Annotated in this window: 17 protein-coding genes and 1 pseudogene; all 18 read right to left on the bottom strand. The window is 38.2% G+C overall.

Translation table 11 applies throughout. The annotated features are described in order from the left end of the window. Positions 1-119: 119 nt before the first annotated feature. On the bottom strand, positions 120-761 hold the full coding sequence (locus I585_RS17505; protein ID WP_010740697.1) for a hypothetical protein: 642 nt from the start codon (positions 759-761) through the stop codon (positions 120-122). A 12-nt stretch (positions 762-773) separates the two neighbouring features. Next, positions 774-2,606 (bottom strand): phage tail tip lysozyme, encoded by a 1,833-nt coding sequence (locus I585_RS17500; RefSeq protein WP_010740698.1) that lies wholly within the window; start codon positions 2,604-2,606, stop codon positions 774-776. Between the two features lie 66 nt (positions 2,607-2,672). Then, on the bottom strand, positions 2,673-4,736 hold the full coding sequence (locus I585_RS17495) for a CD3337/EF1877 family mobilome membrane protein (RefSeq protein WP_010740699.1): 2,064 nt from the start codon (positions 4,734-4,736) through the stop codon (positions 2,673-2,675). A 68-nt stretch (positions 4,737-4,804) separates the two neighbouring features. Then, a complete protein-coding gene (locus I585_RS17490) occupies positions 4,805-5,248 on the bottom strand; it encodes a hypothetical protein (protein WP_010740700.1) in 444 nt (147 codons plus the stop codon). 73 nt (positions 5,249-5,321) lie between these two features. Next, the gene (locus I585_RS17485) at positions 5,322-7,835 is read right to left on the bottom strand and encodes an ATP-binding protein (RefSeq protein ID WP_010740701.1); all 2,514 of its coding nucleotides are present in this window, start codon (positions 7,833-7,835) and stop codon (positions 5,322-5,324) included. A gap of 115 nt (positions 7,836-7,950) precedes the next feature. Beyond that, the gene (locus I585_RS17480; RefSeq protein ID WP_010740702.1) at positions 7,951-8,688 is read right to left on the bottom strand and encodes an AAA family ATPase; all 738 of its coding nucleotides are present in this window, start codon (positions 8,686-8,688) and stop codon (positions 7,951-7,953) included. Beyond that, positions 8,685-9,644: an IS30 family transposase gene (locus tag I585_RS17475; protein ID WP_002330482.1), complete on the bottom strand. Its 960-nt coding sequence runs from the start codon at positions 9,642-9,644 to the stop codon at positions 8,685-8,687. Before I585_RS17475 ends, I585_RS17480 begins: the two co-directional genes overlap by 4 nt. A gap of 70 nt (positions 9,645-9,714) precedes the next feature. After that, positions 9,715-11,208 (bottom strand): AAA family ATPase, encoded by a 1,494-nt coding sequence (locus tag I585_RS17470; protein WP_244266020.1) that lies wholly within the window; start codon positions 11,206-11,208, stop codon positions 9,715-9,717. 125 nt (positions 11,209-11,333) lie between these two features. Continuing rightward, positions 11,334-11,726, bottom strand: coding sequence for a TcpE family conjugal transfer membrane protein (locus tag I585_RS17465; RefSeq protein ID WP_010740704.1), 393 nt, complete (start codon positions 11,724-11,726; stop codon positions 11,334-11,336). 2 nt (positions 11,727-11,728) lie between these two features. Continuing rightward, a complete protein-coding gene (locus I585_RS17460; protein ID WP_010740705.1) occupies positions 11,729-11,947 on the bottom strand; it encodes a TcpD family membrane protein in 219 nt (72 codons plus the stop codon). A gap of 18 nt (positions 11,948-11,965) precedes the next feature. Continuing rightward, complete coding sequence (locus I585_RS17455; RefSeq protein ID WP_010740706.1) at positions 11,966-12,922, bottom strand: conjugal transfer protein; 957 nt, start codon at positions 12,920-12,922, stop codon at positions 11,966-11,968. 35 nt (positions 12,923-12,957) lie between these two features. Further along, complete coding sequence (locus I585_RS17450; RefSeq protein WP_010740707.1) at positions 12,958-13,665, bottom strand: LPXTG cell wall anchor domain-containing protein; 708 nt, start codon at positions 13,663-13,665, stop codon at positions 12,958-12,960. 17 nt (positions 13,666-13,682) lie between these two features. Beyond that, positions 13,683-14,060, bottom strand: coding sequence for a hypothetical protein (locus tag I585_RS17445; RefSeq protein ID WP_010740708.1), 378 nt, complete (start codon positions 14,058-14,060; stop codon positions 13,683-13,685). Position 14,061: 1 nt separating this feature from the next. Further along, positions 14,062-14,421 carry a hypothetical protein gene (locus I585_RS17440; protein ID WP_010740709.1) on the bottom strand — a complete coding sequence of 120 codons (360 nt, stop codon included), beginning with the start codon at positions 14,419-14,421 and terminating at the stop codon, positions 14,062-14,064. A 4-nt stretch (positions 14,422-14,425) separates the two neighbouring features. Beyond that, positions 14,426-14,977, bottom strand: coding sequence for a hypothetical protein (locus tag I585_RS17435; RefSeq protein ID WP_010740710.1), 552 nt, complete (start codon positions 14,975-14,977; stop codon positions 14,426-14,428). Between the two features lie 64 nt (positions 14,978-15,041). Further along, positions 15,042-16,420, bottom strand: a pseudogene (locus tag I585_RS23900) (M23 family metallopeptidase). Positions 16,421-16,565: 145 nt separating this feature from the next. Further along, positions 16,566-17,528 carry a class A sortase gene (locus I585_RS17425; protein WP_010740714.1) on the bottom strand — a complete coding sequence of 321 codons (963 nt, stop codon included), beginning with the start codon at positions 17,526-17,528 and terminating at the stop codon, positions 16,566-16,568. Between the two features lie 56 nt (positions 17,529-17,584). After that, on the bottom strand, positions 17,585-20,857 hold the full coding sequence (locus I585_RS17420; RefSeq protein WP_010740715.1) for a VaFE repeat-containing surface-anchored protein: 3,273 nt from the start codon (positions 20,855-20,857) through the stop codon (positions 17,585-17,587). Positions 20,858-20,963: the final 106 nt, after the last annotated feature.

Below are 20,963 nucleotides of genomic sequence, written 5' to 3'. Positions count from 1 at the left end.
GTCGTGATTTTAATCGTGCCTAGTATAATTACCTTTGTGAAATTTCATTGATATAATGATTTATTCACAAAGGTTAATTGTCAATCTAAACAGATTGACAATTATGATACCTTGAACAATCAGCTCGTCATATTACCGGAATAACCATTACCTAAGTTGATTATTTCAGTGAATTTATTAGTTTGGATATTATACTTAATTTTGAAAATATTCATTCCGTTAACCCACTCTTTGTTGATTTGTTTATTCCTATGATAAACAATTGTAACCCCTAACAACTCATTGTTTTTTACCTCTTGAGAATAAATTTCTAGAGATTCCAATTTAGAAGTAGTCTCATTAGCATCTTGATACGTATCTCTATTTTGACCGAAATACTCTTTTTTTAGCTCATCTGATAAATAGCCAGATACTTCCCGTTTTCTATTCTCATAATTTTCAGGCGTAAAATTCAAGTTAGCCTCGAACAACTTGGTAACTATATTGATGAAATCAGTGTTTAAGTCAACATCTACTCCCGAATTGATGCATTGCCTCTGAATTTTTTTCAATGACTCAGAAGAGTCTTCTGCCTGTTTTTCTAAACGCTCATTTTTCTGATGCAACTCTTCTTCCTTATCTGCGAGGTCTTTATTTTTCTTATTCAGAACTGCAATCGACTCTTTTAAAGAAATCGTTTCTTGCTGCTGCTTAGCATTACAAAAGCCTATACCAAGAGTAACTAACACAAAAATCAGTTTGATTAATATCTTTTTTCTCATATTTTCTCCTTCTTATTTTTTTGCTTCTTTTGCCAAGCCTCCAATACCAGCTCGAACACCTTGAGAGTTTGAAACATCATTCGTCAATACAACGATCGCATAAGGCTTATCACTCAGAACGATCCCTATATCGTTTTCCACCATCGCAAGTTCTCCAGTTTTATTTGCCACAGGAACATCTAACTGACTTGGTATTTTTGTCTTCACTTGCTGGCGCTTCATAATTTCAAGTATAGCGGAATACTTTTGATTCTCACGATTTCCGTATAAAGTCTTAAGAAATTTCATCGTGTCTTCAAGTGTGGTGTAATTTTCACTGCCTTGTGTCAACATTTTCCGCTGCAATTTCGTACCAGAATAGCCTTTCTCCGTGAAGTAGCTATTTAATGTTTCCATGTCAACATGATCAATCAACATATTCGTGGCGTTGTTATCACTAACAGTAATCATTTGCTCTATCAGACTTTGAACAGATTGACCTCCTGCTGTTTCACCAGTTCGGCCTTTGTCATATAGATACTCCATAATGAATACTTTAATGACTGAGGCTGAAATCATTTGATCATTATTATTGTTCGATAGATATTTTTTATCGTCGAAATAGTAGACGCCATATGCAACTTTCCCTGCGTTCTGATTGATTTGCTTCAATGCACTAAATGAACCTTTTTGACCTTTGCCCTCTGCTGGTGCGCCAACAGCCCTCGCGAAACAAATATCACCTGCTAAAAGATACCCGAATGACGTATCGATTTGCCCTTCATGTACTGATTCGGCACCGTATCCGCCCATTTCAATGATCTTTGTACTCGTACCATGATAATCTTCTGCTAGGATCGCGGTATGTCCGTCATTTCCGAACCCAGTCCCCAGATTCACCACGATAATATCGCCTGCTTTCGCTTCACTTTCTTGGATTTCTTGAAGGTATTGTTTTGCTCCTCGTGCATCCGTTGTCATGGAAGGTGTCGCCCAAGGTACTTGAGGCGTTTTATATCCAGCCTTCGTCAATACAAACCATACAAAACTGGAACAATCCGCAAATCCATTTTTATCAGGATTCTCGACCGTCCCAAGTTGAGTTCGTTTTTCTTGGGAATAACTAAAGTAACCCAATAGTCCTCGTGCCACTTCAAGAATGTCGCCGCCATCACCGCTATTGGCAGAGGCACATTCTGCTGCTAAACTTTCTAACTGACCTTTTGCTGCATTTTCCATAGCCGCCCCAGAAATGGGGTCGCTGCTGCCAAACTTCGCAAACCATTTGTCTGCCCTAGCATTTCGCTCTTCTGAATGCCATTGAGAAGAATCTTGGCTGAGTCCTTCAAACCAAAGCAACCATTGGTGCTGTGCTTCGTGAACATCGGTTAATTGTAATGCAGCTTTCGCTTTGGCATAATATGGATTCTCTAGTTCCTTTTTGAGAAATTCCAACTGGACTCCTAAGTTCGACATCTCTTTCCCTTTTTCTGCCGCAAACGATCGTAGCGCCTCTTTCCGAGAACCTAACCATTGCGCCAAACCGAACGCGCCACTTGATGGATTTTCAATGGCTGGATTAAATCCGCCGCTTTCAAAATCCATACAACCCATTGGCCCTGCTGCACCTTGACTCGTTGCATCAAGTTCCGTTATAAAAAAATCGTAAATAGCTTTTGCATTTTCTTCTGATCCAGCATTATCAATATTAATAGATACCGCACTAGGTCTATCTTCACAAAGGTTTTCATCGTCTACGCCCATAATGTACATTCCCAAGATGAACAAAAAAGCAACGACTAAAACTGGAATCAGACAGCCCAGGAGACCACATCCGCAGCCTCTTTTTTTTCTGGTTTCTTCCATCCCAGCAATCCTCTCCAAAAAGAAAAATCCCTAGAGACTGATTTTCTCTAGGGTTGAACGTACATGTTAAATTTGTGGGCTTCTGCCTTCCGGCAAAGTAAAATCTTTCCCCAGTTTTGCTTCAATCGTTTTACCTGATACACTATAATTCGAGTGGTCACTTGAACCTGGATCGATAGTAATCTGCTCTTTTGAGTTTCCCGTCATTTTTATTGTTCGATCATTTTTTGTGTGACCACTTATTTGTTGCACCGCTTGTAACGAGTTTTGATTAGTAATCATTGATCGAGATTGCTTCAATTGAGTAATTTGTTGCGTCAAAGAATCATTCGCAATTAACTTTGGTGTTTTCTGAGTTAATGGTACTAACTGACCAACATAATTTTTTGGAGGTTGTGCCAAGCTCATTTTCCAGTTAGGTTTTCCAGTAACTTTACCATTTTGAATCAATTGATCAATTGGCAAAGCAGAAACAGATAGTGGAGTGGGATCACCAATTGGAGTTGGTACTTGTACGCTGGGTGCCTCTATCGTCTTTCGTGGATGTGGCATTTTTGCAGGCGGACTTCCAATGATTGGTCGGCTATTTACAAGTAATTTCTCTCCTTCAAATGGCAATTGTTTTTTTCTGCCATAAGCAATTTCCGAAGGCTTGGCATTCGATTGTTTTACTGGTGTGGCGTGTTGCTGTTTTGTTCGTCGGAACAACTGACTTGCCGCTAATATACCTGGATGGATCTTCCCAGCAACATTCTCTCCTCTTAAAATTGCTCGTTCCGTTAAATCTTTTCCTCGATGAATGGTTCGGCTAACTTCTCTTGTCGTAGTTTGTGCTTTGGATTTTGCCTCAGCTAATGTACGATCCGCTTGTCCTAATCCCAGCTTTGCTAAAATATCTTTCCGTTTTACGAATACGGTCAACGAAACAATCCCTCGAACAAACATATTACCGATAAAACCAGCTACGGTATTCATTAGAATCAAATCATCAATAATATTGAAAACAAGGAACGCCACTAGAATTAACACACTATAAATCGATTTTTGAAAGACAAATCCCACAAACGTTTTTAACCCACGAAAAATCATATAATCCATGCCTGGAAAGAAGGAAACGATCAACATAAAAGCGATTGCCAACAGCATCAACAGCACTCCTAACTGGAATAAAAAACGAACCATTCCGATCATCAAGATAGGAATTCCAACAGATACATTTAAACTTGGACTCATTAATCCCACGATCATTTTGTAAATACTCTTTGTTGGTTGAATGAACGCACGATAAGATTCTGTTTTTTCATCATCTTCTTTTGCCGCATCGATCACAACATTAGAGATATTTTTTAAGGCTTCACTTTTGATACTTTCAGACAAGAACTCTGTTGGTTTGATCCCAGCCTTTTCTAACTCTTTAATATCAGTAGTTCCATAATTTAATAATAGATACGGATCGACAACCGCCTTCTGATAATACATTTCACGAATTTGTTTGATCGCATCATCACTGGTGGTCGCAACACTTAGATCATCAATTCCGTTGGTCGCTTCAAAAATTAACCCTTCAACAGCAGTTGACCAGGTATTTAAATCCTTCGTCATTTTTTCACCCTGACTGGTTACTGTGCCATTTCCAAACCAAAGAATTGAAAAACCAACTACACATAAAAAGCGGACAAGGGCTCGCTTTGCCTGATTTCCACTTCTACAAACCTTCAAATAGAAGATATAAACGACATATCCTCCAGTTAATCCTAGACCGACCACATTAAATAGCTTATCGTAGATATTTTTAGAGAATTGGAAAAAGGTATGGATAAGACCATCCATTGCCGCTCCTTTATAGAGTTTTTCGATAATAAAATCAAATACCTGCCAAATAATTTTGTTCGTGCTAAACGACATGTTAGTAATCATCTGGATAAAGTCTGTCCCGTTTTTTCCAAATAACATCTTTCCAAGTGAAAATTCTGTATCACCTATGTACGAAGAGAAAGTATCAAGGTGGTATTTGCCCACAGTATAGATCGCTTCTTTATCCGACTTTGCATAGGCTGATACAGATAGAAGCAGGATCAAAAGGATGGGAAGTAAGATAAACAACAGACTTCGTTTGTTCGTTCTGACCAATTTTAAATCCCTCCTTTTTTTTATTTTTAGACATCAAAAAAGAGTCTGCTTCCAGACCCTTTTATAAACTATTCTTTTGCTTCAAAAACTTTCGTCACAATTTCTTGTTCAATCGCTTGGATAAATTCCGTTTCAGAAATTGGTTCGAATTCCTTTCCATTTGAAGTTGCCGCAGATTCACGAACATGATCTTTTATTTTCTTTTTAAAGTCAGGATCAGAATACTCCGTTTCGTTATACTTGATATAGTAAACATTGTTCTCATCATTTTTTGCTTTCATCAAATAAACTTGCAATGCATCTTTTTCAGATAAATCAGTCGGAAAATAACCTGAATCAAAATCATAATCTTTTCGTTCCTCATTATCTTTCTTGTTGTATTTACTCTTAAAATCCATGACTGTTTTCACAGCAATTTTTGTTTGATCATCCATTTTATTCATGGATTTACCGCAGCCTGCCATAAGAAGACAAGTCAAAAATAGTAACGCAGCCATCCCATATTTTTTCATTTTGCCCCAACCTTTTAAATAGTTGCATAAAAGTATAGCAATGAATGATTTCATTTGTCTACAAGGAATTGATCTATGCGACCTGTTCTTCTGCTTCACTATTACTCGTTTTCTCTGTTGTTTTCAACGCTTCCGTGAACTCTTCAAACAGGCTGTGAACATTTAATTTCCCAACACGGCCATAAATATCACGCATCCAACATTGCCCCTTGATCATCCGTTTCATTTCTTTTCGGTTCTCTTCATTACATTCAAGACCCAAGTGAGTGAGTATTTTGTCTCGTTCGCTATCCTCGTCAAAAGCAAAGACGATCCCATAGTTTCCTTTTTCGTCCTCTGTGCCTAGATCATCAATAAACTGAGTATCCAACACCAATTGATTCATTTGAGATCGCCCTACACGAGCCATCGATGAAATAATTGCTCGACCGGAATTCGATTTATTAAAGACCCAAGCCTCCGTGAAGTAGACGGCTGTTTTCTGCTCAATGTCACGTTTCCCAAACATCTCACAAAAACGTCCCAAGCTGATCATCAAACACAAGGACTTTCTATCGGCATCAGAGTATAATTCAGGTGAAATATCATCTTTGGGCAACGTTAAATCTTGGATTTCCAGCACGGTTGTTTTCTCTTTGAAATCCAGTCCATTATTTTCGCCATAACTAAAACCTAAACGCAAGATCGAATCAGTAATCGTTAAATGTAGAAAACGACCGTATTCATGAATTTTTTCATCCATATGCTTTTCTAGCCAATCAACCACATGCATTAATCCTACCAGTTCACCCTTTTCACGTTGAGTCAATACTTTTTGAATGCCTTCTAATACCGCTCCTTTTAGCTTATGATCCTTTCCTAACGGACTCAATTCATTGATCATATCTTGTGCCACTTGTTTAGCATCAATTCGATCTAGATAAACTAGTGGGTCTAACACACCGTAGTTTTCCTTCTTTTTTGCATCCAATGTCACGTAATTAATGCTATTTAAATGTTGTACGAATAATGGGTAGTTCTGTTGGTAATATGGATTGTTGACCAGTTTCTTGAACCATTTTCTTTTTTCGCCTTTGGGATCTATCAGAAGGCTTTGGGCTTCTAAAAAGGAACTATAGAGGAAAATTAATCCCACAAGAAAGGTTTTCCCTTTACCGGTTTTCCCTGTAACTGCCATGTGTGGCGCATCATAAAGCGCACCTCTAATTCCTTCCGCAATTGCTAAAGGATTCAAAAAGACATACTTATTAGAGGCATAAATTAATTCTTCCAGCTCCGTTTTTTCACCTTTGGAACCATTCAATCCGACAACATCTTGACGGCCAATATACCAACCCGAATCCATTCCCAATTCTGTGATCGTCCCAAAAAGCAATTCTGCAATAGCATCAACATTTGTACGTTGCTTCCAATGCATCTGACCTCCTAACGGCTGTCCAATTAACAGTTTATAGAATAGTTTTACTTGATCATTTTTCCCACGACAGACTCGTACACTTTGACTCAATAGTTTGATAATGGATAAACTACGCTGCCGAACTTCTTCCTTCGTATTCCCATACACAACAAAGCAGCCCAGCCAGTCAATGATTGGCTCATTGTTACTCATACGTTCTCGCATATGTTTTAGTAAATAGCGAATGGTCAGAACACGATCCGTAGGTTCATCCCCATGTTTTTCTTGATCATTTTGTTCATCCTTGAACCGATTGTTTAACCAACCTGCTCGCATCTGGAGTCCTTGTGATCCCCCCAGTTCTGGATAATGAAGTTTCATTCTAAATTCTACGGGAAAATTCAAATCTTGAGCAAACTGGAAAATATTCATATTACTCATATTCTCTGGAAAAGTCCCGATCGGAAGAATAGATAAATAGCTTTCTCCTAGTTCATCCTCAATTCTTAATATGCCTTTTCCATTCTTTACCGGGCGAATGATTGCAGATTGAATATCTTCAATATCTTGCCAATGATCTTCATCCTCAATTTTATGCGGCATTCCTCTGATGTATTGCAGACGATTCACGTAAATCATTTCTTCTTTTGCCAAAGGACGAATCGAAAAAGAATACAACAATTGAGTGACTTCGTTTGAAACTGAGGCGATTTGTTCGAGGATCATTTCACCGTCAGTTCGTTCATACCCAGCGAAGCCCAATACCTCATCCGCTAGTTCATTGGATATTTTCTTAAATGCCTCCTTCAAGCTTTCAGCAATATATTGGTCTTTTATCTTTATTCCCAACAAAAAAGAAGGACGATAAATCGTGCCTTCTCGTTCCAATAAATTGACTGTTTCTTGGGAGTAATACTCGCCAAGCTCAGGATTATTTTGATCAAAACCTTCAGACAGTTTCGTGAATCGACTGGATAAATTCATGGTTCGTGGGAACATGATCAATTCCACATCTTCATAAGGTGCCAGTAGCTGCATTAGATTTGCCATTTGTTCTTTGTTTTCTTGAATCGCCTTGGGATTATTTTGCGAAATCGTTTTTGGCGATACTTGGTAGTATGCCCAAATATCGTTATTGCCAGTTAATAGCAAATTATCTTTTAAACTTCGTATCGGATTTTTTATACCCATATTGAATCCTCCAACTCTTTAGTTTAACAGATTGAAACGCTCAATCCGAAAGTGTAGCTATAATAATTGATTAACCCTCTAAGAAGAACCTCAGTTATCTGAGGTCCTTCTTGTCTTATCCATTTTTTTTAGCATTCTTCCAATGTTTATTAAAATGAACTTCCGCTCCATTATCACTAAAACATTTTTTTAACATATTTTTGATATCGTCTCTACCTTTTCCATTTAAATCAGCCTCCAAATCTGGAAAATAGTGAGAATTAGTATTGAATAAATTTTTTGCATCTTTGTTGTTCTTATAAAAGTCTTCCTTTCCATTGAAGACAACATATGTTTCAATAATACGTCTGATAGGATTTAACATCATTTCGGGTTTATCTTCTGTGTACAAGAATGCTAGTTCATGCCATAAAGCTTCATAGTTTGTCTTGAAGTCTTGATTCTTATTCTCAATTCTACTAATTTTTGTTTGATTATCACATCGTTGTAACTTGTAAAAATTGCTTTCTTCAAATGCATTTTTTTTATCTCTTCTATTTTTAATCTCAAACGAGCAATTCAAGTAGAAAAAAGTATTGTGTGTAAGCAAAATGAACTGGTCTGAACAACTTTTCTTATCGCACATTTTTATTACTTTTTGTAGTTCATCAATAATCAAGTATTGCATTGTATCATCATTTGAAGTCATTGGATCATCAAAAACAATAACCTTGTTAGTACCATTCGATGAATCTGAAACTTCCGAGAGTTTTTCAATAAAATATAAAAATGCAATAATATTCTTTTCGCCCGTGGATAACTCAGTTATGGGTCTTATTTCTCCTTGATGGTTTTTTATTTTCTTAATTGTCAAATTAAGTTAGACAAATCATCAATACTTACGTAACTCAAAAATACTTCCAAAGGTGTTCGATAATCCAGTGATTTTCTAGGAATATTATTTCGTTTAGATGTGACAGATTGAATAAAAGATTCATCTACTGAATTGAAATCCATAGATTTCAATAAACCATCTCTACGTAACAATCCGTTAGAATTCTCGTTTAGGCCTCTTTGAGACGGCGTTCCTGGATCAGCGAAATAAATGGCAATATCATTGGCATTACTGATTTGTTTCCAATTTGAAAATTCCTTTCCACAATCAAAAGTGATGGATTTGAATAGATTTTTCGGTACAGATTCAAACCAATGATTTAATTTTTTTTCAATATCAATCGCTTGTCTACCACACGGTTTCAATGTGATGATAACTTTTGATAATCGTTCAACTAAGGTAATTACAGCACTTTTATGTTTCAGACCTACGATAGTGTCACCTTCAAGGTGACCAAACTCATTTGAGAATTGGCTATAATCTTTTTCACGTTCATGAATAGAGCGGCGGAAAGCTTGTTTTCCACGCCTTTCTTGATGTCCATTCGGTTTACGCTTGCCTTTCATCGGTAAGTCAGAAGGATTAAATAGCCCCTTTTTGAACATACGATAAATGGTACGAGCAGAACAACGAATAGGAAACGCTGCACGACCAACAATCACATCGGGTGTCCATCCTTGAACAACCTTTCTTTGAATATATTCTGATTGTTCCTCGGGTAAAACAAGCGGGCGTCTACCACAGTTTGATTTGTTTTTCTTATACTGTTGATAGTATTCTAAGGCTGATTTTCCTTGCTTGAAGAATAGGTATACTTTATGGATCGTTTGTCTTGAACGATTCAAGCAATGCGCAGTTTTCGCAACAGATTGATTTATTTTGAAATAAGACTCTATCATTACAAGTTCATCCGTTGTAAGATGGGTATAGGTCATTTGTACTCACTCCTTATAATTCTTTGGTCAGAACTATTTTGAGTGTAGCACAAATGGCTTTTTTAGTTGTCTAGCTTAATTTTACAATCGGCGTTTCGTAAAATTCTTGATCGTCAACTTTCTTTCTGATCATTTCAAACGATACCAAATATCTTAGCTTGTTGTTGATATTATGCGCAAGCTTTTCTGTATTTTTTGTCTTGTTTTTGAGAGCGGATATTTCATTGTCAATTGCACCAATTTTATCGTTCTCTTTTCTTATTTTATCTACTTCAACATTAAAATTACTTTGTGCTTCTGCTTCTCTTCTATCTAGCGCTTCCAACTTAACTAGCTCAGAATCCAATTTGAATTTATCAATTATTTTTTTTACTTCATGAAGCCTTAAAGCTCGCATTTCCTCATCTTGTTTAGCTTTCAGATTATTTGAAAAATCATTATTTAATTTTACTATTTCTTCATAATCAGAAATAACATCATCAAAATTTTCTGGAAAATCTAAATTTAATGCTACTTCCTCTTTGAACAAGTTCTTTTCTTTTTCATTTAAGGCAGACAAAAGAGCCTCTAAAAAAGAAACTTGATCCTTAACTAATACGGTTATATTATCGTTGAGAACTCCTACCCTTTCTAAGTAATCAGGATAAAAATCATTTGTGTCTACTTTTATAGCTGAAATAGTGTTTCTCAAAGCTTCAATTTTTTCTTTTCCGTTTAGAATTCTCTTTTTTAAAAGCTCTACTTCATCTGCCGAAAAATATTTTTTTAGTATGGTCAATCGTTCTTCAGTAACAAAGTTTCCACAAAAAGAGCATTTCTCTCCAGAATTGTGTATATGCATTCCTTTTTCTGCAAAGTTGGTTTTTTGAGGATTATCAGATAATTCTTCTAATACTATTTTACTTTCTACTTTAGCGTCAAGTATCTCATTCACAGACTCTTGATATTTAGCAAAATTAATTTTTGGAAATGTTATAGTTTTCACTGTTTTCTTTTCAGATTTTAGTATACTGTTATTTTTTTCAATATCATTTTGTTCAAGAAGATTTGCATATGAAATCTCGCGCTTAAAGGTGTCTTTACGGTATGTGCGAGCATTTTCAACTAGTCGGTTATCCTTGGCTATTGTTGCTGCAGACTGAGTATAGAATGACTCGATTTCTTTACTCTTGTTTTTCTTTTCTTTATTACTATCTTCAAGTTTCGAAAATACATTCTTAATCTTTTTGTTTTCAGGCTCCCTAATTTCCTTTGACATTTTTTCTATGTCTAAAATTAGATTTTCTTTTTCAGCTTCTTTATCTGTAATTTGTTCATTTATAGAAGTATTCTCTTCACCGAGTGTAACAGCATTCAATTTTTTATCTTCACCGACAATAGAATCAAAACCTTGAAATACCCGAATATCCAGACTATCGCCATACTGTTCATTCATAAGACTAGTAATTGTTGATTTACCAGTACCATTTTTTCCAAAAACAAAATTAATAGGTTTGTCAAATTCAATATCACTATTCGAAAAAATTACCGTGGTACTAAAATCCAGCTTCATAATTGCCCCCATTTCTCTTCTCATAAGGAAATAACTTGTTCTAATATAAGAAAACGATTGTGATTTATTTCATTATAACAGAACGAATTGGAGCATAACTAGTTGAATCGTAATGATATTATAAACAATATTTGTACCTATTTCTTGAATCTAATTACTTCGTTTATATCTGATTGTCTAAATGCTGCTCCGTTAAAAAAGTATATATCTCGCCAATGAATTATTATCAAATAAATTACAAGATCAAAGACATAATAATAAAGCTTCTTCCCGTCCGGTTGAACCTTGTTTAATAACAATACGCTTGCTATTGGGAAACCTATATAACATAGTGCTGGTAAAAATGGCAGAATTTCAGCCCCTCGTTGAATAGGATCACGAAAAGCTCTCCACATTAATCCAAACACAAAAAGGAAGCTGCCAATGTTCACCACCGCTATTGGTGCAGGCAAACGACCTAAATTCCCTAAATCTTGTATGCGATAGGGTTCTTTAAATGCTGCTGAGTAATTGTGCGGTTCCCATTTCATGATTAACCACCAAACAACTTCTCAATAATCGTACCCATGCCACCAAATACTTTTTCTGGATCATTCAAGAAGAAATAAGCGATCGCTCCACCTACAAATGCAGAAATAATCTGAACGACTTTTGACTTCGCAAAGTTTTTGGAAGCCAAATAGACGACCAACATGATAATCGCATATTTCCCTTGTTCCAATATAAAATCAGACAGTTGTTTTAATCCCATCTTGTGATTCCCTCATTTCTACCATGTATGGTTTAGTTTCTGGACATAATACTTGCCCAATTTTTTTACTACTTCAAAAGACATATTTTCTTGCCAAATCAATTCTGTTCCTTTGTCTTTGAACTTGACCGCTGCTTTCACTACAAAATGGTCTTTTTCTTTGAATACCTGGCCTGTTACTTCGTCAATGCTCGCTGAACCTTGCAGCCCTTCTGGATCATCCATCATATAGCGCATATCTGCCGAAGAGCTTTTCGCATACTTCTCCAAAAATTCCTCAATATAAGTCATTACTTCTCTACGGATATGACCATTGACTGAATCAAAATCATTCGGATCGAAATCTAAGATTTTTGCCTTCTCTTTGTTTTCCTTTAACGCAGTGAAATAAGGATAAGAAATCACTCGACTTCCTGCCATAGAAGTTTGGAAAGGAATATTCAATAGTTGACTGGCCGTGACTTCCTTTGGTTGATCATCCTCTCCTTTTGTTTCGATAATATAAGTAACTTTGTAAGAAGCAGTCGAAACACCTGACACTTTTTTCAACGAGATAAAAGCGGCTGACTTTAATGTTCGCTTTCCTGAAAAGATCGAATTACCTTCCTTGATTCCTTGGGCAAAGTAATCGTTCATTAGAGTTTCTTGTCTCAATTTTTGAGTCTCACTATCATCAGAAACCGCCATGTACAATGCGACAAAGCGGTTCATAAAGGATTCAATTTCAGGTGTGAGCACTACCGAGCTACTAGCCTCTTCTTTGCTTTTCTGTTGAATAGTAGTGACCACTTTGTTTAGTGAACTCACTTTTACTCGTAAGCCTTGAGTTTGAAGAAAGGCAAATACTCCTGAAACACTTAGAAAAAGAATTCCTAACCAAAACAAACGTCTCATTGCTTTGGTTTGAATCCTTCGTACTTTCGGTATTTTTTCACTAGTTGTTTTATCTTTCTTTTTAATTCGCCGCTCCTTCATTCAATAGACAACTCCTTTTGATTATTCGAGCCATCTTACCGTTTGAAAAATCGAAACTTCCAGATCAATCCAACCATTGACATCAAGCCTAAACCTAAAGCGGATAAACTTTCGTAAGAGGCTTCGCCTGTATTTGGTAAAACTTTTGTCGATCCATCCGCAGCCTTTATAGAAATGTTTCCATCTGGTAATGGAGTGACTTCACTTTCAATGGGTGCTAATCCGGCTGCCGTTTGTTTATAGGCTACGCCGTCTTTCACTGAAACAATTTGTTCTCCTGTCGCCGTTTCTATGGGTGCCTCTACTGTTGGATTCAATACAACGTCTTCTCCTGGATTGGATGGTGTGGGTATCTGTGGTTGTTCTGGTTGAGCAGGTACCTCTGGCTTACTAGGTTTTTCCGGCTGTTCTGGTTTCTCTGGCGTTTCAGGGACTTCCGGTGTTTCGGGAATCTCCGGTACTTCTGGCGTTTCGGGAACCTCGGGTGTCTCTGGTACTTCTGGTGTTTCAGGAACCTCCGGAGTTTCGGGTAATTCTGGATCGGTCGGTAGCTCTGGGGCTGTTGGTAGTTCTCCAGGCAATTCTTCACTCAATCCATCTTCCGTAGAAACACGTTCAACTTGATTTCCCTGTTCTACCATTGGCATATCTACCTCACCAGCTTGTACAAAAGAACTTCCAAATTGTAAACCATATAAAGTTACACTGGTAATTGTTAAGGTTGTGATCATTATTTTTTTCATGTTCTATTCTCCATTCACTAAAAATTTATTTCTAAAGAGTACATTGTCAGGCTTTCATAATGCTCTAAAAATACTTGATTCAATCCAGAAATGGTTTCCGACACAATTTGTACACGATCCACCTCTGGATAAATTTGAGTTAACTTTTCAATGACTTCTTCACTACACCATTTGATAAATCGCTGCCGCTGTTGCTCCCTCTCATTGATATAACGTACTCGTTGATTCACATAGCGTTGGTATATTGTTGGTTCATTCTTATACTTCACTTTCAATTCCTTTGGTAAGCCAATGAATGGCTCATTTTGGGGTTTCAACGTAGTTAAAACAGCCTCGATCAATTGGCGAAACTCTTGAAACTGATCATGCTCATACCAGATTAAAAAATCAGACACATCAAAACAGACCTTTCTTTCCCATTTTTAGCGGATATTTTTCAGATTCTATCTTTTCAATTTGAGAATAGCGATAATAGAAGACTCGTCCATTCTCTTCAATCCCGACAAATGGATTACTTTCAAAAAGCTTGAGCAATAAGTCGGCTGCTTGATACTTTGTATAGTTGGCAAATAGCTGATAGCACGCAAATCGTCCATCATCAAATGTTAGGAATAGCTCATACCGATTCCGTTTGAAACCTTGCTTCCAAGCCAAGCGATCCTTCTTTTGTAGACATTCAAATTTGGCACCCAAAAAAGGCCAAATAAAACTGACTATGAAAAATCCGATCAATGTATATAGGATCAATCGAAGCATTCTCTTATCCCTCCTGCCGTTTCTTCATGTACACCGAATAAAGATCAAGAAACCCATCCGCCAATTGCTGGATCACAAAGTTTTGCAGGAAACGATTATTCTGAATGCGCATCATTTCATAGCCTTCAGTAAAGGTATCTTCCTCGTCATACCGTTTGACCGCTCGGTGTCGCTCACTTTCCATGATGAAGGCAAAGTCAGTGGCTCCAAAAACCACAGGTGTGAGTAACCCCTCGGATCGTAGAAGAACAATATAGCGTTCCGCAAAATGTTCCGAATTCATCATGTTTTTTTCTCGTTCTTGGAATAGGTACTCACGAGCAATCACGGCATTCGTCACACTATCACTGAGGAAACGGTAGTCCGGCGGACGTTTTTGTTCTGCTTCAAACTTTTGATACAACAACCAGGCGCAACGATACTCTGCTTGCAGGTATTCTTTTTCCTTTGGCAAAAATTCATCAATTGAACATAGCTGACGAATCGAAGACTCAAACAGATACATGTAATGCTCAATAAATTCCTCTTCAACAATTGGTTCTCCAATAAATTCCATTTTTATGCGTCACCTCCACAAAAAAGAGGCTCCATCGAGTCTCTTGAATTCAAGTGATTCATTTTTAGTTTTCGAATAATACACTTTGCGGATCAACCAACATTCCTTGAGAAAGGCTGTTGTCCATGCAAAGCTCAAAATGTAAATGGCTGCCTGTACTGTTTCCGGTGCTGCCTACATAACCGATTATCTGGCTTTGCGAGACAGTATCGCCTACTTTGACGATAGATTGTTGTTGATGTGCATATAGAGCGGTTGTACCATCTTCGTGTTGGATCACCACATAGTTCCCCCAAGAGGTATGGAATTCTGCCTTGATCACTCTACCGGACTTCACCGCATAAATTCGTTCGCTCTGAGCTGCCACCATATCTAACCCACGATGAAACTCGCCATTGCGATTGCCAAACACACTCGAAATAGTGTGATTTTGCAAAGGAGTTTTGTAGCCTGAGCTACTAATAATTGGTCCTTGAAGATCCTTGTCATAGTCTGTTAAATCATAAGTTTCAATAAGACCATTCAGTTTTCGATCGTACTGAGTATCTGTGGCATATCGTCCTGTTAAATACTTTGTTGCTTCTTGATAGGTTTTCGCATTTGATTTCCAAACGCCTGCATAATAATTGGAATCACCAGTAATCCCCTCTTTTAAAAGTGTGGCATAATCATTGAAGCAATCTTCATAATTTTCATACACCCGAAAACCTGCTTGGGTCGCATAAAGCGTGCCGTTCCCTAAGTCTTCTTGTGTTGCCATTGAGACGGATTTCCCATTGTGTGTTCCTTTAATCCCGAACAAGTTATAGTTTGGTTCCTGGGCTAACTGGCTTTTACCCGAAGCCGATTCCAAGATGGCTTGAGCGATCATCACAGATGCATACAACTCTTTTTCCTTCCCTATCTTTCGAGCCGACTCACCGATCTTACGAATAAAGTGATCCACGGATTCATCTTTTTCAAAATGAATCGATCCATCTTGTGTCACGATACTTGAAGGAACCGTTCGTGATAGATCAACGGTCGCTTCTTGATCGACAATCGTTTCTGGTGTTGGGACTTCTTGAGAAATCTGGTTTGATTGTTCTGGCGCTGATTCTTCTTTTGGTGCTGCCGGTTTCTCTGTTTCTTTTTTTGTTCTTCCTTTTTCGGAGTTTCTTGATCACTCGGTGTCGAAGATTCCGAAGGTTTCGTGCCACTACTAGTTGATTCTGTAGTCGATTCACTGCTTGAAGAGCTGCTTTCGGTAGATTCTTTTGTCGAAGACTCTTCTGTAGAAGCGGTACTACTTTCTGATGTTTCTGTGGTATCGGTAGCTTTTTGGACTTGTTCTGTCGCTTCTTTGGTTGAGGGCATGTCACTTGCCAAGACTGCCATTGGTGTCGAAAGAAACGCTTGTAACGTAAAAATAAAGGCCGAAACCATTCTCGAAAATGTCTTCATCTAGTCCATCCTTTCTCATTCAATTCTGTTGTTTACCATATCGTCATATTTTCCAGCGCTCAGTATTGCCATAATGATCACACCGAAGAAAGCACCGATCATAAAGGCTACGATGATCCAAAACATACACAACTCCCTTTTTACGTTAAATTTCATACTGTTTTCGTGTGGCTACATGGCTCAAAGCTAGAAGCCCAGTTAAATAACCGATCCCGATTACAATAGGTACCTCATTTAGAATCGTAAACAAATAAATGCAGGCAACTTGAAACAGTGAGTAAATCGGTTCGTTGGATGTTTCAACTGAATGCGTTCGTATTCGTATCGTGGGTTCTTCACTAGCATTAGCCCTTTGTTGGTTCGAGATTTTTTCATCATTGGCCCAGCGCTCTTCAATGAGTCCCAAACCAAGTTTCACGGCTTTGGTAGCTTCACTTGCCGGATATTCCTTCAAGAACTCGCCTTGCACAACCGCTCGATTGGAGGTGTTTAGTCCACCTTCACACCGAATAAGCGTCACAATTGATGTCTGATCATCGGTAGGAATAGCCATCAAGTCTCCTCGACTTTGATCAACGACATCATTTTTAATCGCCACGTACTCATAAACTTTCGTAAAGTCAGTTAGATAAAAGATTTGCTGCAAGGTTGTTTTCGGCAGATTTCCAAGCGATCCGCCACTTTGAACCAGATTGTGAGCAAGGAGTACGTAGTTGCCTTTTCCTAACTGCTGATTCTGATAGTACGTTCCGACCCCAACCATTAGATTCTGATTGTCGATTCCTGCAAGAATTTTCGAATGAATATCAGCGCTGGGGATATACAACGCCCCTACGCCCCACTGATTCACGATCTCGGCATACCGCAACTGATCTTTCGCGTAAGCAGCGGGCGTAACTGGTTTGATTTGACGTGGACAGTAAGTCGCTTTTTGCAGTTTCTTTTTTTGTTTATCTCGATTGCTTTGTTTCAAATCAATCGGTTGTTTGATTTGTTCTGCTTGGTCATTGGCTTGTAGTAATAAGTGATACCCGTAGTAACTGGCACAAGAAATCACAACCCCTAAAACGATCCATAGAAATGGTAGGTTCTTCCATAGCTTTTTCACGATACCCTCCTCTAAAAAATAGAAGCGCCCTGGTACGGACGCTTCGTTGATCTAGCTTATTTTTTATTTTGACGTTTCTGGTTTACAACGATAAAAAGAGCACTTGCGGCGAACACAAGACCTAAGAGTATCCAAGTAACTGGACTTCCCAATGATCCTGATGTTTGAGGCAACGTACCTGCTGGACTAGTCGATTTTGCTGGTTCGATTGGTTTATTTATTGTAATGGTTTGGCCTTTGTTGTTGAAATCTTTTTCAGAAGCTACAGGCTCATCGTTATAAGTTGTTTCTTCAAAAGCGACCAATTGGATTTGACTGTCTTTACCAAATAATTGTTGAACAGCGACATCTTCAATCGTGACTGTGACCGTTCCTGTTGATTCTTTCGGTGTGAACTTGATGGTTGAAGTTAATTCTTTTCCATCGATCATGACTGGTAATTTTGTCCGTGTATCCATCCAAGTAACTTTTTGATCGTACTCAACGTTAGGCGTTAAGTCTTCAAAAGCAACTTTATCAGTCAATGTTACTTTGCCATCGGAAGTGACTTCTACTTTGCCATTCACGAGAGCTTGCGTACCGATCTTAGGATTTCTTACTTTCCCGGTTTGTTTCTCATTCTCAAGTTCTTTTTCATCGGCAATCGGTGTGTCATTTGTAGATAGCTGCTCGTAGGCAACTAAGACTTTTCCTTTCGCAGCGGATAAGTTGGCTTCAAACGGAACATCGACATAGCCTTCCAACAATTCAACGTCATTCAGTGTTGAAAATTCAGTCGCCTCTTCTTGTTCTTCCACATCTGCTGGTTCTTCGGTATCAACAACTTCTTGCGTGGCTGCTTTTGGTTGAATCGTTTCTTTTGATCCATCCGAATCTTTTGTCGTTTCTTTTTCTTTGTCGCTATCGTTTTCTTTTGATTCTTCTTTTTCAGCCGCTTCTTTGGCAAGATTTTCATAGTATTCTCTCGCATTGATAGTAGAAGTGACGGTGCCATCCTTCCCTGCAACAACAGTGATCGATCCTGTCACGCTATTTCCGTTCGGGTCTTTGAATTCTTTTTCAGATTCACGATCCATCATGATTAAATCAAATTTGTAAGTCTGACCTGAGATAAGGTTCTTATAAAATACTCGGTCGAATCCTTTCACTTTTGCCAATGGATCAGATAGTTTTGTTTCGTTTTCGTTCTGATCATAGAAGAAAAACTCGGTATGGATTTCTGGAGTCACAAATTGAATCGCTTCTGCTTCATTCGTCAAATCATCATGACGAGCGACTTCTTCCCACTCACTCGTTGAAGGATTGTAGAATTCTAAGACATTGATCCAAACACCCTTTTTACCATGCATTCCTGTAGCATCAAATTCTAAATACATGTTTTTAACGAATTGGGCCTGTTTTGCTTCGAACTCATTCACTTGCTTCAATGATTCTTCGCCAAGCTGTTCACCTGTTCCAAACTCGACAAAATCAGAAGTAAGGCGTAGTTTTGCATTTGCAGGTGCTTGGTTCGGCTGGATCATGACTTCATCTCGTAGCTTTTGTCCGATCATTGGATTCACAAATTGTGCCCCGTCTTGGTTACTTGCTTGAGAAGTCAACCCAAAATTAAGTGTTGGATTATTTACGTTAATCGTGTTTTCTCCAGATTTCACTACGATTGATCCTTTTGCTTTTTCTGGATCAATGTAGTGCCCTTTGATGGTTTTAAGCTCTTTCCAATCGACTTTTGTGTTGTTCTTCAAGTCATTGGTGATCTTTATTATCCCATTTTTATCCGTCTTCACTTTATGATCCTTGCCATTGTACTGAAGATTAAATTCTACGCCTTCAAGGTTTTTCCCTTTATCATTTTGTTTGATCAGTGTTAAATTGGCATAACGTGGATTACTCACATTAATCGTATTTGAACCGGATTTCACTACTAACGATCCCTTCGCATTGGCTGTATCGATGTAGTGACCAGCAATCGTTGCCGTTTCTTCCCAATCAATTTTCGTATTATTTTTCAGTTCATTCGTCACTTGAATTTGACCGTTTTTGTCAGTCTTGACGGTATGTTCTTTCCCGTTGTAAGTCAGTTTGAATTGAACACCTTCAAGGTTAAGGCCCACATCATTCTTCTTGTTCAGCGTAACGTTCGCATACCGTGGATTGGTCACTTTGAGTTCATTGGAACCTTCCTTGATGGTGATCTTGCCTTTAGATGACGCAGAATCAATATAGTGACCAGCGATCGTAGCCGTTTCTTCGTACTCTACCACTGTACCGATAGGATAATTTGGTGATTTTAAATTCCCATTTGCATCTGTTTTTACAGTGGTGGATTTTCCATCAGCCGTTAGTTTGAAAGAAACGCCAGCCATATTATCGCCTTTATCATTTACTTTTTTCAGTGAAATATAGCCCTCTTCCTTTGCATTATGGAAGACATAAATTTTTTCAGCAGGTGACTTCGTTTTAATATCAGAAATAATATTTCCATCAGGATAATAGGAATGCCAGAATTTATTGTCGCGTGGTGTATTTCCCCAGAAGAATCCAATGTGGCAGTCATAGTTGGTTACCGACACATCCGGTTCAAAATAAATAATATCTCCTTTACGCATGGTACCACTAGCTAACATTTCAGAAACCGTATTGTACGTGTCCGCATAAGTTGTCGCACGTAAAACATCACGCCAGTTATAAGCGTTCGCTGCACCACCAAATCCCGTACTATTATTCGTAATTCTTGAAATATCGCCTCCAGCTCTACGAATAACCATAGCTACAAATCCTGTGCAGTTCATCCCAGGCCCATAGCTTGTCGGTGCTCCGTTTGGACTTAGGCAATACCCTTCGTCTGGATTTAAATACAATCCACGATACGGAGTTCCCAAATAGAAGGAATCATTTTGGTGAGCGGTCAATTCAGCGTTAATTGCTTTTGTAGAAATACCGAAAAAGGTTGGTAAATCTGCCGATAATGCTCTCGCACTCCGGAAAAGAACTGGATCACCAGGAACGCCAGCTCCAGAACCATAGACACTTTCATCCAAGGCTACTTCTCTTTGTGTATCTTCTTTATCCTCAGATTCCACATTCTCCTGGTCTTTTCTATTTTCAGAAGACTCCGTGCTGCTTGTACTTTCCGAGGTTTCCTGACTTGATTCAACCGGATCAGCTTTCGTGGCTTCTGTGGACTTCGGTTTCTCATCATTCTTTTGTACCTGAGTTGCACCGGTGTTTTCCGCATAAGCCGTGATCGCTTGAATTGGAATGATTTGCGTAAGCAGCGTGACGATCATCACGAGCGAAACAATGATTCTACTGATTTTCATTTTCATAAACTTCCTCCAATAATAGTTAGTATTTTTCCATTCGAGTTCACTTATGGACTTCGATTTCTTACCTGATGAAAGGCGTTCACCACCTTTTTAGACAAAAAAATAG

Source organism: Enterococcus malodoratus ATCC 43197 (assembly GCF_000407185.1).
Classification (GTDB): Bacteria; Bacillota; Bacilli; order Lactobacillales; family Enterococcaceae; genus Enterococcus_A; species Enterococcus_A malodoratus.
The sequence above is the reverse complement of the archived record's forward strand: the minus strand, read 5'-3'. Positions and strand labels throughout refer to the sequence as shown.